At 31.9% G+C, this 13,195-nt stretch carries 13 protein-coding genes; 9 read left to right on the top strand and 4 right to left on the bottom strand.

The window, feature by feature from the left end:
• Positions 1-9 precede the first annotated feature (9 nt).
• The 9 genes from ACREV6_RS01875 (at position 10) to nadC (ending at position 9,133) form a co-directional block, all read left to right on the top strand.
• The gene (locus ACREV6_RS01875) at positions 10-1,011 is read left to right on the top strand and encodes a V-type ATP synthase subunit C (protein WP_431576335.1); all 1,002 of its coding nucleotides are present in this window, start codon (positions 10-12) and stop codon (positions 1,009-1,011) included.
• A complete protein-coding gene (locus tag ACREV6_RS01870) occupies positions 1,004-1,312 on the top strand; it encodes a V-type ATP synthase subunit F (protein WP_431576334.1) in 309 nt (102 codons plus the stop codon). Before ACREV6_RS01875 ends, ACREV6_RS01870 begins: the two co-directional genes overlap by 8 nt.
• 17 nt (positions 1,313-1,329) lie before the next feature.
• Positions 1,330-3,102, top strand: coding sequence for a V-type ATP synthase subunit A (locus ACREV6_RS01865; RefSeq protein WP_431576333.1), 1,773 nt, complete (start codon positions 1,330-1,332; stop codon positions 3,100-3,102).
• A complete protein-coding gene (locus tag ACREV6_RS01860; protein WP_431576332.1) occupies positions 3,095-4,477 on the top strand; it encodes a V-type ATP synthase subunit B in 1,383 nt (460 codons plus the stop codon). The genes ACREV6_RS01865 and ACREV6_RS01860 overlap by 8 nt, the downstream gene beginning before the upstream one ends.
• A 2-nt stretch (positions 4,478-4,479) precedes the next feature.
• Entirely contained in the window at positions 4,480-5,151 is a 672-nt protein-coding gene (locus ACREV6_RS01855; RefSeq protein WP_431576331.1) for a V-type ATP synthase subunit D, read from the top strand.
• A gap of 153 nt (positions 5,152-5,304) precedes the next feature.
• On the top strand, positions 5,305-5,781 hold the full coding sequence (gene def / locus ACREV6_RS01850) for a peptide deformylase (RefSeq protein ID WP_431576330.1): 477 nt from the start codon (positions 5,305-5,307) through the stop codon (positions 5,779-5,781).
• 320 nt (positions 5,782-6,101) lie between these two features.
• Positions 6,102-7,010: a quinolinate synthase NadA gene (nadA, locus tag ACREV6_RS01845; RefSeq protein ID WP_431576329.1), complete on the top strand. Its 909-nt coding sequence runs from the start codon at positions 6,102-6,104 to the stop codon at positions 7,008-7,010.
• A 4-nt stretch (positions 7,011-7,014) separates the two neighbouring features.
• Entirely contained in the window at positions 7,015-8,316 is a 1,302-nt protein-coding gene (locus ACREV6_RS01840; RefSeq protein WP_431576477.1) for an L-aspartate oxidase, read from the top strand.
• Entirely contained in the window at positions 8,297-9,133 is an 837-nt protein-coding gene (gene nadC, locus ACREV6_RS01835) for a carboxylating nicotinate-nucleotide diphosphorylase (protein ID WP_431576328.1), read from the top strand. The genes ACREV6_RS01840 and nadC overlap by 20 nt, the downstream gene beginning before the upstream one ends.
• Before the next feature lie 184 nt (positions 9,134-9,317).
• On the opposite strand, the gene ACREV6_RS01830 is transcribed toward nadC, so the two are convergent.
• From ACREV6_RS01830 to ACREV6_RS01815, 4 genes are all read right to left on the bottom strand, one after another.
• A complete protein-coding gene (locus ACREV6_RS01830; protein ID WP_431576327.1) occupies positions 9,318-9,998 on the bottom strand; it encodes a hypothetical protein in 681 nt (226 codons plus the stop codon).
• Positions 9,999-10,232: 234 nt separating this feature from the next.
• Positions 10,233-10,598: a hypothetical protein gene (locus ACREV6_RS01825; RefSeq protein WP_431576326.1), complete on the bottom strand. Its 366-nt coding sequence runs from the start codon at positions 10,596-10,598 to the stop codon at positions 10,233-10,235.
• A 353-nt stretch (positions 10,599-10,951) separates the two neighbouring features.
• Positions 10,952-11,452 carry a DUF2798 domain-containing protein gene (locus ACREV6_RS01820; RefSeq protein ID WP_431576325.1) on the bottom strand — a complete coding sequence of 167 codons (501 nt, stop codon included), beginning with the start codon at positions 11,450-11,452 and terminating at the stop codon, positions 10,952-10,954.
• 682 nt (positions 11,453-12,134) lie between these two features.
• Complete coding sequence (locus ACREV6_RS01815; RefSeq protein WP_431576324.1) at positions 12,135-12,965, bottom strand: SDR family oxidoreductase; 831 nt, start codon at positions 12,963-12,965, stop codon at positions 12,135-12,137.
• Between the last annotated feature and the right edge of the window lie 230 nt (positions 12,966-13,195).

The following is a 13,195-nucleotide window of genomic DNA, read 5'->3' as shown; positions in this document are numbered from 1 at the left end:
TAGCCATATATGGATAATATGAATTTTACACAAGCTGTGGCTAGGCTAAGAGTATTAGAAACAAGACTCCTGAATAATGTAAAGGTTGAAAGAATGATTGATAGTACCTCGGCGGATGAGGTGCTTAAAACCTTGCAAGAAACTGAGTATGCAAGTTTAATGGTAAATGTAAAAAGGCCAGAGGACTACAATATACTACTTAAGGAGGAGCTAGAACGCGTTTATTCCCTTATGTATACTGTTTCTCCAGATCCACTTATAGTAGATATTATGAGCTTAAAATATGATTACCATAATATTAAGGTAATGTTGAAAGCTAAAGCTTTAAATAAGGACTTTTCTCATATGCTAATGACCGTAGGTACGGTTGATATAGAAAAATTAAAGCTATATATGGAAGCTGAGGATTATAGGGAATTAAATCCTAAGATGAGAGAAGCTATAATCCAGACAGAAAAAGTCTACAATGAACTTGTGGATCCTCAAAAGATAGATATTGTAATGGACCAATATATGTATATAGATATGTTAGCTAGGGCAAAAGAAACAAAAATTGATTTTATAATCCATTATGTGGTAACAACTATAGATTTTTGTAATATAAAGTCAATTATTAGATTAAAGAAGCAAGAGAAGGATGTAGCATTTTTAAAAGAAGTTATGCTGACCGGTGGAGATATACCTATTGATATTTTATTAAGAGCATTTGATGATACTATTGAAAACATGGCAGCTAAATTTTCTTCACTAAAGTATAGTGAAGTTATAAAATTGGGACTAGAAGAGTATATGAAAACTGGAAAACTTTCGCTTCTTGAAAAGCTTTCAGAAAACTATATTATGAAAGCTTTAAAAACTGCTAAGTATATCACTTTTGGACCTGAGCCAATATTTGCTTATATCCTAGCCAAGGAAACAGAAATAAAAATAATTAGAATAATTATGGTTGGAAAATTAAATAATGTTGATACTTCTGTTATAAGAGAAAGGGTGCGTGAGGTTTATGCATAAAGTAGGAGTAGTTGGAGATAAAGATTCAATACTTGCTTTTAAAGCTCTTGGAATTGACGTATACCCTGTTATTGAAATTGAAGAAGCTAGAAAAGCGATAGATAAAATGGCATTAGATAATTATGCGGTTATATTTGTTACAGAACAGATAGCTCAGCATTTAGATGAAACTATTCAAAGATATAACAGACAGATGCTTCCGGCCGTTATATTAATACCAAGTAATCAAGGCTCGCTAAATATAGGAATGCAGAGAATTAGAGATAATGTAGAAAAAGCGGTGGGCGTAAATATTTTATAGAAGGGTAGGGAGATAACTTGAAAATCGGTAAAATTGTAAAAGTTTCTGGCCCATTAGTTGTTGCAAAAGACATGGACGAAGCTAATATATATGACGTAGTTAAGGTTGGAGAAAAAGGTCTTATTGGCGAAATTATCGAAATGAGAGGAGATAGAGCCTCCATTCAAGTATATGAGGAAACATCAGGCCTTGGACCTGGAGACCCAGTAGTGTCTACTGGAGAACCATTAAGTGTGGAACTTGGACCAGGACTTATGGAATCAATGTTTGACGGTATTCAAAGACCACTTGATGCAATAAGAGCTATAGCTGGTAATTACTTGACAAAAGGTGTAAATGTTTCACCTTTAGATAGAAGTAGAAAATGGAATTTTGTTCCTACAGCTGTGGTTGGAGATGAAGTTTCTTATGGTTACGTTATAGGTACAGTTAAGGAAACTACTGTTATCACTCAAAAAATAATGATACCTAAGGGGATTTCAGGAACTATAACTTCTATAACTGAAGGTGAGTATACTGTAGAAGATACAGTTGCAGAAGTTCAAACTTCAGAGGGTATTGTGAAAATTACATTGATGCAGAAATGGCCAGTAAGACGTGGAAGGCCTTATGCTACAAAGTTAAATCCAGTTGAGCCACTAATTACAGGTCAAAGAGTAATAGATACGTTCTTCCCAGTAACCAAAGGTGGTACTGCATGTGTTCCAGGTCCTTTTGGAAGTGGAAAAACTGTAGTTCAGCATCAATTTGCAAAATGGGCAGACGCTGAAATAGTAGTTTATATAGGTTGTGGTGAGCGTGGAAATGAAATGACAGACGTTTTGAATGAGTTTCCAGAACTTAAAGATCCAAAAACAGGCGAATCATTAATGAAAAGAACAGTGCTAATTGCAAATACTTCTAATATGCCAGTTGCAGCTAGAGAAGCTTCTGTATATACAGGTATAACTATTGCAGAGTATTTTAGAGACATGGGTTTTTCAGTAGCATTAATGGCGGATTCTACGTCTAGATGGGCAGAGGCATTACGTGAAATGTCCGGAAGACTTGAAGAAATGCCAGGTGATGAGGGATATCCAGCATATCTTGGTTCACGTGTAGCTGATTTTTATGAAAGATCAGGAAAGATAGTTTGTGTTGGAGATGGTGAACGCGAAGGAGCCATTACAGTTATTGGTGCAGTATCACCTCCAGGTGGAGATTTATCTGAACCAGTTACTCAAGCAACTCTTAGAATAGTTAAAGTGTTTTGGGGACTAGATGCCCAACTTGCTTATAGAAGGCATTTCCCAGCAATAAATTGGTTGGAGTCTTATTCACTATATTTAGATCAAACAGCTAAGTGGATGAATGATACTGTAGCAGAGGATTGGACTGAGCTTAGAGTTAAAGCTATGCTTGTTCTACAAGAAGAAGCAAAGCTTGATGAAATAGTAAGACTTGTAGGTGTAGACGCTCTTTCTGAAAAAGATAGATTGAAATTAGAAGTTGCAAAGTCAATTAGAGAAGATTATCTACAACAAAATGCCTTCCATGAGGTTGATACATATTCATCTTTAGATAAACAATATAAAATGCTAAAACTTGTTATAGCATTCCATGTTGAAGCTGAAAAAGCTTTGACTGCAGGAGTTTATTTAGATAAGGTATTAAAAATGGAAGCAAGAGATAAAATAGCAAGAGTAAAATACATTGCAGAAACTGAAATGTCAAAAATTGATGATGTATTTATAGCCTTGTCCGACGAAATAGAAAAATTAATAACGGAAGGAGGAGTTGCTCGTGATTAAAGAATACAAAACCATAACAGAAGTTGTAGGACCACTAATGGTTGTAGAGAAAGTTGAAGGCGTTAGATATGATGAACTAGTAGAAATAGAGCTACAAAATGGTGAAATTCGTAGCGGAAAAGTACTTGAAATAAATGAAGATAAAGCAATGGTTCAGTTATTTGAAAGTTCTGCAGGGATTAACTTAAAAGGTAGTAAGGCTAAATTCTTAGGTAGACCACTGGAACTTGGTGTTTCAGAAGATATGCTTGGAAGAGTCTTTGATGGTCTTGGAAGGCCTAAAGATGGCGGACCAAAAATTATCCCTGATAAGAGACTGGACATTAATGGAGAAGCACTGAACCCAGTGGCAAGAGATTATCCCTCAGAGTTTATTCAAACAGGTATTTCAGCTATTGATGGACTTAATACACTTGTTAGAGGGCAAAAATTACCAGTATTTTCTGGATCAGGGCTTCCTCATGCGCAACTTGCGGCTCAAATAGCAAGGCAAGCTAAGGTAGTAAATTCAGATTCAAAATTTGTTGTTGTATTTGCAGCTATAGGAATAACTTTTCAAGAAGCACAATTTTTCGTAGATGATTTTACGAATACTGGTGCTATTGATAGGACTGTATTATTTATGAATCTTGCAAATGATCCAGCAATTGAGAGAATAGCTACACCTAGAATGGCACTTACTACAGCTGAATATCTTGCTTATGAAAAGGGATATCATGTTCTTGTAATTATGACTGATATTACTAATTACTGTGAGGCACTACGTGAAGTTTCAGCTGCAAGAAAAGAAGTTCCAGGTAGACGTGGATATCCAGGATATCTTTATACTGACCTTTCTACCTTATATGAAAGAGCAGGAAGAATTAAAGGACTTGAAGGTTCAATAACTCAAATTCCTATACTTACAATGCCAGAAGATGATATAACTCATCCGATCCCAGATCTGACAGGATATATAACTGAAGGACAAATTATTTTAAGCAGAGAACTTTATAAAAAAGGAATTATGCCTCCAATAGATGTTCTACCTTCATTATCAAGACTTAAAGATAAGGGTATAGGTAAAGGCAAAACACGCGAAGATCATGCGGATACAATGAATCAATTATTTGCTGCATATGCTCAAGGTAAGCAAGCAAAAGAGTTAGCAGTTATATTAGGAGAGTCAGCTTTATCTGAGGCAGATAAAAAATATGCAATATTTGCAGATGCTTTTGAAAAGCAGTATGTAGCGCAAGGATTTGAAACTAATAGAACTATTGATGAAACAATAAATTTAGGATGGGAGCTTCTATCTATTCTACCAAGAAATGAACTTAAGAGGATTAGAGATGAATACGTAGAAAAATATTTACCTAAAAAAGAGGGTGAGTAAGCATGGCAAGGTTAAATGTCAATCCCACTAGAATGGAGCTTACTAAACTTAAAAAAAGATTAGGTACAGCTACTCGTGGACATAAATTATTAAAAGATAAACAAGATGAACTTATGAGAAGGTTTATTGATCTCATAAAACATAACAATGAACTTAGGAAAAAAGTTGAAGAAGAATTGCAAAATTCTTATAAAGATTTTCTTATGGCAAGTGCATTAATGTCTTCAGAATTTCTAGAGGAGGCCATTGCCTACCCAAAAGAAAGTATTTCTGTAGAAGTTGCAACAAAAAATCTTATGAGTGTTAATGTTCCCATAATGAAATTTAAAAGAAAATTAGAAGATGATCCTGGCAGTATATATCCTTATGGATTTGCCAGTACTTCAGCAGAACTTGATGGAGCTATAGAAAAGCTATATTTAATTCTGCCAAAGCTTTTAGAACTTGCTGAAGTAGAAAAATCTTGTCAGCTCATGGCAGACGAAATTGAAAAAACTAGAAGAACGGTTAATGCTTTGGAATATATGATAATACCTCAACTCCAAGATACTATAAAGTATATTAAAATGAAGCTTGGCGAAAATGAAAGAGGAGCTTTAACTAGACTTATGAAGGTTAAAAGCATGATGGAAGAATCCCAAAGAATAGCAGAAGCAAAAAAAATTAACGGATAAATGTGACGAAATTAAGGTGTTTTAGGGCACCTTAATTTTTTTTGATGAAAATTTATATTGATGTATACAGCTATTTATATTAGAATATAAAATATAATAAACTAAATTTTATTGCTATTGAAGGCAATTAATATAAGGTAAAGGAGAAGGCATATGGCAGTTAGAAAAATTTTACAATATGGTGACAAACGTCTTAATACAGAATGCGCAAAGGTGGAAAAGGTAGATGGTAAAATACTAAACTTAATCGACGATATGATGGATACGCTTTATGAAGGTAATGGAATAGGCCTTGCTGCTCCTCAAATAGGTGTTCTAAAAAGAGTTATCTTAATTGATTTAGGAGAGGAAGAAGAAGAACCAATAATAGTTATAAATCCTAAAATAACATCAAAGTCTGGAAATGAAAAGGATTTTGAGGGTTGTTTAAGTTATTTAGGACATGAGGGTGAAGTCTTTAGACCTACAAATGTTACAGTAGAAGGAATTAATATTAAAGGAAAACCAGTAACTTATAAAGCGGAGGGGTTACTTGCAAGAGCCTTCTGTCACGAAATTGATCATTTAGATGGAATACTATATATGTCTAGAGCTGAGGAAATGTACGAGCTAGCTGAAGAGGAAGAATAATTTTGTCCGGAGTCTATGATTTAAGGTCAAGTATAATATAAGAATAAACTCTTCTGTGAATCCTTTGTATTTCTAATAGACGCTAAAAAGGTATTAATTGTTTAGCGTTTTACATGGAAAACAATTACAATGTCCTTAAAAAAAATATATATTGTTAAAAAATACTGTAAGAAGAGCATGCTGTGTGATTTCAATATCATAGTGTATGCTTTTTTTTATTTCCCATAAATATTGATATATTACTAAACAAATGCTATTATAGTATATAATATAGGTGTATATACACCTGTATACGCATATATAAAGAGGTGTATAAATAAATGCAAGAGTTAAAAGAAAAGATCCAGCAATTGAAAGTAGAAAAAAATGCTTTGATTCTAGCGCATTATTATGAGAGTGATGATATTCAAGAGATAGCTGATTTCGTAGGAGATTCTTATTATCTTAGTAAAATAGCTAAAGAATGTAATGAAAATACTATAGTATTTTGTGGGGTAAAGTTTATGGCTGAGAGTGCAAAAATACTTTCACCAGAAAAAACAGTGCTTCTTCCAAATATGGAAGCGGGGTGCACTATGGCAGATATGATTAATGGGGAAGATGTTAGGCAGCTTAAGGAGCAGCATCCAAAGGCAAAGGTTATCTGTTATATAAATTCAACAGCAGAAGTTAAAGCCGAAAGTGATATATGTTGTACTTCTTCAAATGCATTAAAAATAATTAATAACTTAGATAAGGATGAAATAATTTTTATACCAGATAAAAATCTAGGTGAATATATAAATGAAAAGGCTCAAGGTGTGGACATGATTTTATGGAATGGTTTTTGCTGTGTGCATGAATTTGTAAACGCGAAAGAGATTATTGAAGTGAAAAATTCGGATAAAGATATAAAAGTTTTAGTTCATCCTGAATGTAATAGAGAAATTAGAAAACTAGCTGACTTTATAGGAAGCACTGGAGAGATAATTAAATTTGCCAGTGAGGACAGGGGCCAAAAGTATATGATTGTAACAGAGGAAGGTATACTTTATGAGCTTAAAAATAAAAATCCTAATAAACAATTTATAACACCGAAGACACCTATGATTTGTAAAAGTATGAAAAAAACCACTTTAGAGAATGTTTATAATAGTCTTCTAAATAAACAATATGAAATAACCTTAGACGAAGATGTAAGACGCGCAGCACATAAATGTCTAAATGCTATGCATGAAATGGCAAGGTGATTTAATGGATATTTTTGTAGATGTGCTAATAGTTGGAACTGGTGCAGCGGGCTTATATGCTGCATTGAATTTAAGAGAAGACTTAAATGTACTTCTAATAACTAAAGATGAAGTAAATAAATGCAATACATTCCTAGCTCAAGGTGGAATTTCAGTGGCTAGAGATGAAAGTGATTTTGAACTGTTTGTACAAGACACATTAAAGGCAGGAAAGTTTAAAAACTCCATAAAAGCAGTACAAACCCTAGTATATGAATCCATAGATAATATAAATAAAGTAACAGAGTTTGGAACCAGTTTTGACAGGGAAAACGGGGAACTCAAATATACAAAGGAAGGTGCACATAGCATCAGTAGAATTGTCCATAGAAAGGATGAAACTGGAAAAGAACTTTTTTTATCCTTGTTAGAAGCTTTAAAAAATAAAAAAAACGTGAGTATATTAGAAAATACTACCTTGGTTGATATTATTACTAAAAATAATGTTTGTTGTGGAGGCATTGCAACTAAAGGTGAAAAAAGAATGAATATCTATTCTAAGGCAACTGTTTTTGCAACAGGTGGTATTGGAGGTCTCTTTAAAAATTCAACCAACAGAAGAAGTTTAACAGGGGATGGAATAGCTATTGCTTTGCGACATAAGATTAAAACCTCTGATTTAGACTACGTGCAATTTCATCCAACTGCACTATATGATGATAATTTAAATTGTGAGAAATTCCTTATATCTGAGTCACTAAGAGGTGAGGGTGCCAAACTACTAAATGAATATGGTAGAAGATTTGTAGACGAACTACTACCAAGAGATGTAGTTGCTAAGGCAATCTATGGAGAAGAAAAAAAGAGTAGTATGCCTTTTGTGTTTTTAGACATTTCATTTAAAGGCAAGGATTATATAACTAATAGATTCCCAAGTATTTATAATCACTGTTTGCAAAGGGGTATAGATATTACAAAAAATAAAATTCCAGTAACGCCAGTACAACACTATCACATGGGCGGAATTGCTGTTGACTTAAGTTCTAGAACATCCATGGAGAATTTATTTGCCTGCGGTGAGGTGAGCTGCACGGGAGTACATGGAGCAAATAGACTAGCAAGTAATTCCTTATTGGAGGCTTTGGTTTTTTCTAGAAGAGCTTCAGAATTTATAAATAAGTCAATTGATAGTATTGCCATTTTAAACTATGAAGATTTGAATGATTTAAATAAGATCAAAGATTATAGTGAAATTAATAAAACTATAGTTGTAGATAAATTCAAGAAAATGGGAGAGGGTATAAGGAATGAATTGGTTAATTATTGATGATATTATTATAGAGGCAATAAAAGAAGATGTACCTCAAAATGATATTACAACGGAATTTATTATAAGTGATGAGTGTAATTGTAGTATTGATTTAATAGCTAAAGAAAATGGAGTAATTGCTGGGCTTCCTGTATTCGAGAGGGTTTTTAAAATACTGGGAGAGGTTAATATAGAGTTTTTTAAAAGTGATGGAGATTTAGTAAGTCAGGGGCAGTGTATTGCAAAACTAAGGGGAAAAACAAAGCACATATTGACAGGAGAAAGAACTGCATTAAACTTTCTTGGAAGAATGAGTGGAATTGCCACATTAACTAAAACTTATGTAGATAAATTAAAAGGCAGCACAGTGAAGATTTTGGATACAAGAAAAACTACGCCTAATATGAGGATATTTGAAAAGTATGCTGTAAAAATGGGTGGAGGCTGTAACCATAGATACAATTTATCTGATAGTGTATTAATAAAAGAAAATCATATAAGTGCGGCAGGCGGAATAAAAGCGGCAGTTAGTATTATACGCCAGAATGTTTCCTTTGTTAAAAAAATCGAAGTTGAAGTTGAAACATTGGAGCAAATTAATGAGGCTTTAGAAGTTGGTGCAGATATTATAATGCTAGATAATATGGATGCTATTACTATGAAAAAAGCCGTAGAGATAATTAATAAAAAAGCTCTAATTGAGGCATCTGGAAATGTAACATTAGATAATATTTTAGAAGTAGCTAGTAGCGGAGTTGACTATATTTCTGTAGGTGCGTTGACTCACTCTTTTAGGGTTTTAGATTTGAGTATGAAAAACTTGGTTAATAGTTAAAAATAATGACAAGCTAGTTACAACTTTAAGAATCCAATCAAGTTGGTTTTAAAATTTAGAACAAATATTTTTTTAAACTCCTATATCATTTGAAATAGGAGTTTAAAAAAACATTAACCATTTACTAAAAGTATAATCACTTATAGAAGTTGTTAGTTCTGTCATAAAAATATGTAGTTTGTTATTATTTTACTCCGTGTAAAATGTTTAATTTTGCGAATTCTTCGTATTCGTCATTTTCTAAATTCATACGTGCAAAACCCTCATGAGCACAAATTGCTAATATTATCCTTTCTTCTTTGTAAAAGGTTAAGTCTTCAAACTCAGTACCTTCAATTTGGTGAGGATATACAAATAACTTACTCATATTTAACATTAAATTTCTAAATATATCACCTATTATAAAATAACACATTTCAAACAAGGGTCCCCTAGATGCAGGGGTTACTCGTGTAAATTTTTTGTATAAAAAATCTTCTGTATTTCCATTAAAATGCTCATATTTTTCATTTTGGAACTCTTCATTTTCTAATTGGAACTCCTCATATCCTAATGAAGTACAAAACTCTATCTCTTGGTTAAGAATATGATTTAAAAATTCTTCCCCATCCATTTCTGTGTCACAGTAATCATTTATTAGGTCTCTATATCCATTAATGTTTTCATTATAGTCTAGTCGTCTTTGTTTATCCTGCGCAAGAATTAATGGTTTATCTTCAGACTGCATTTGATTGAATTCTTCTTGTGTAAGGTTACCAAAATAGTACCTTGATAAAGACAGTTTATTGATTTTCCCACCAACAAATAATAATAACTCATTAAGTTCTTTTCCTTGTAAGTCTTTATTTATAAAAACATTTTTCATACTTTCCCTCTATTCCGCATTTATAGTCTTTTTTGCTTCGTACTTTTTACAATATATTTTCAGTCTTTGTCTTAATTCACACATAAATAACAACACTCCCTTATTTTTGATTTCTACAATAAAAGACTAAAGGAAGTGGATTTTATGTGAGTTATAATATGATTTACATAGTTATCACTGGTATGCCAACGTTTTTAGCGGTTTAGTTCTTATTTACCGTTGTACTCGTAATAGCTAATCTATAATTATTTCGGATTTAATGCATTTTTCTTTTTCATCAAAATAAATGAAAAGAGATTCACTATCTACACTAATTAAACTTCTTTCAGATCCTAGGTAATACATAATTGAATTGCTTGTCTTTTCTGATTTAGTTGGCTTGCCTAATAAAGTTAATATATCTTCTTTATTTTTTTCTTTTAGCTTGTTATTTTTTAACAGGTTGTCTACCATTAAAATTCTTTTCTTTTCATATCGAACCCATTTGGAAGGAGTGAATTTTGAATAATAATATTTATTTAATCCTAAGTTTGATAAAAATAAAATAGCTGAAATAGAAATAATTATAATTACTAAACTTGATTTTTTAAATTTGTGCAAAATCATACCACCTCTTTTTAAAATTATACTTACATGTTATCAGAATTGTTGTGCAGAAAATGTAATTATATGCAAAGTATAAATAAAAAGTAAGCCTGTAAGATTATTTTGTGAAAATACATGTTTATGTATAATTAATTTTATTGCTATTAATTAATGAGGATTTATACAGGGCAACTATACATTTTAAATGGTGAATTATGCTAATAAAAGTATATATTGCGTAAAATGCGTCTGAACAAACCTTAGTAATTCTAAAATAAATTTTAGAATTACTTGGCGTCATGAACGCATAAAAAACTCAACATTAAGCCCCTTATGAAGATTGTTCATTGCTCAAAACATTTTTGTTTTTATGCACCTAACCTACCATCTAAATCATTTTCATTTTTGTCATGCATTATTCTCATCACAGTTCTTGCAATAGGCTGTACAATAAGCAGTTCCAAAAATATAACTACACAAAAGTTGCGTGGCCAGATAAGTGGGAACTCTTTAATGACTTCCATACTGAAACCACTTGCTAAAATTCCTCCCACATTTGTCATAATAATAGACATACCAATAACGGTAAAAAATGTCCTAAACAGAATATGAGCATTTAAACTATCTGATGGGGAACTAAAAACATTCACTAGTTTACCCGCTATCTTCCCCACAATAAAAGTTTCAAGTATCATTGCAATTATAAAGACTAATGGAAATGCTTTTAATGATGTAACTATAGCTTCTCTTGACACTCCACCCATGTTAATAGAAATATTCATAGTAGCCATGAATATGCAAGTCAATGCACATATAACACCCCCGTAAATCAATCCTTCTTTCCCATTTCTAGGCATACATTTTTCCATAATTTCCTCCTTTGGTTTACTTAAATTAAAAAAAATGCGCTGTATCGACGATGATATGACCGTCGGTACAACGCATTGAATTTGATTTGACTTTTATAGTATAGCATAATATTTTTATTTGTGTAATACCCTGATTTTATTTTTTAGATTTTGTTAAAATTACACATTACATAAGATTTAGTGAGATTCGCATTTATTTATGATACGGTTCAGTAAGAAAAACTTTTGAACTATAGAAGATTATAATATTTATAACCTAACGCCTTTGACTCCATATATGGAGCCGAAAAATGGAATTTTTAATTTCAGGTATACATGTATATCTTTATTTAGAATAAGGCTTTTATGAAGGTACACCTTCACGCCCTCATATTCCATTAAAATAAATTGTTCTGAAGGAGTAAAATTTTTCTGAGACTCAATCCAGAGACTCCTTGTAGGTGTTCCTCCTCAACCACAAGAATTTAGTACAGACTTAATCACTAAAACTGAATTCCCTTTTTTTATAGCATTAATTGATTTATTATCCATGGTTAACATAAAAACACCTCCATACCCATAGTGGGTATACCTATACTGATATTCTATTCCGAAAGTGTCTAAATGTCAATGAAGATAAAAAATTTAAGGTTTCTAGGTAGGTTCAAATAAATAACAAGTTAGTAAACTGGTCTAGTCTATTCTAAATTTCCTTATTAATATAATCTTTAAGTCTATCATTCCAAGGTGGAATTTTAATACCAAGGGAGCTTTTTATATGAGAACAATCCACACAGGTATATTTAGGTTCTTTGATAATATTAGACAAGAGTTTATCTGAGTTTAAAATCAACGGAATATTAAGATTACCAAACTCTATTATACTATTTATTAGTTGTGATTTTGATAAACAACCTTCATTGGTATAGTTATATACTCCATATTTATCAGTGGCTAGAAGCCTCTGAATAACTGCAGTCAAATCTTCAATATTAGTTATGGAAAGAGTGGGATTTGAAAATAGATAAATTGCAGTATGCATGCCTTTTACAAGTTTTGTAACAAAACAATCATTACCACCAAATATATTTGAGCTGCGAATAATAAAATATTTGCTGCAAATAGTTTGGATTAATTCTTCTGCCCCGAGTTTACTCTTGCTATATGCATTTATTGGAGTACATTCATCACTTTCGCTGTAGGGGGAAGATTTAGTATCACCATATACATCTGTGCTTGATAGGTATAATATGGGAATATCAAGAAAATTACAACAATTGGCAATATTTAAAGTTCCAACAGTGTTTACGCTATAGGCCAAATCATCATTGTACTCACAAATGTATTTATTTGTTATGGCTGCAATATGAATTACAGCATCAGGCTTTAATTCATTGAGAGTTTTCTCAGTATTTATTTTATCCATTATATTAAGCTGAGTTTTATCTAATCCATATATAGTATGTGATTTTGACAAGACGCTGCAAAGATATGTTCCAATATTACCTTTTGCACCAGTTATTAAAATATTCATAAATACCCCCTTAAAGTTCATGCTACTAAATTATATGATTTGGTATTTTTATTATTAAGGAATTCATAAATTTTCTTAAAGAAATTTTTAAAAACTTAGGCTTTGTGCTATATAGTATAAAGCATCTGAAATAAGGTAGAGTAAATTCTCATACTAGATAGTTACTTTTAAGGATAAGAAAGCATAAATTGACATTTATTGAGTTAAATTGTATAATTGTAAATCAAAGT

It is taken from the genome of Clostridium sp. (genome assembly GCF_050717515.1).
In the GTDB taxonomy this organism is placed as follows: Bacteria; Bacillota; Clostridia; order Clostridiales; family Clostridiaceae; genus Clostridium_AD.
This window is presented reverse-complemented; position numbering and strand designations above follow the sequence as displayed.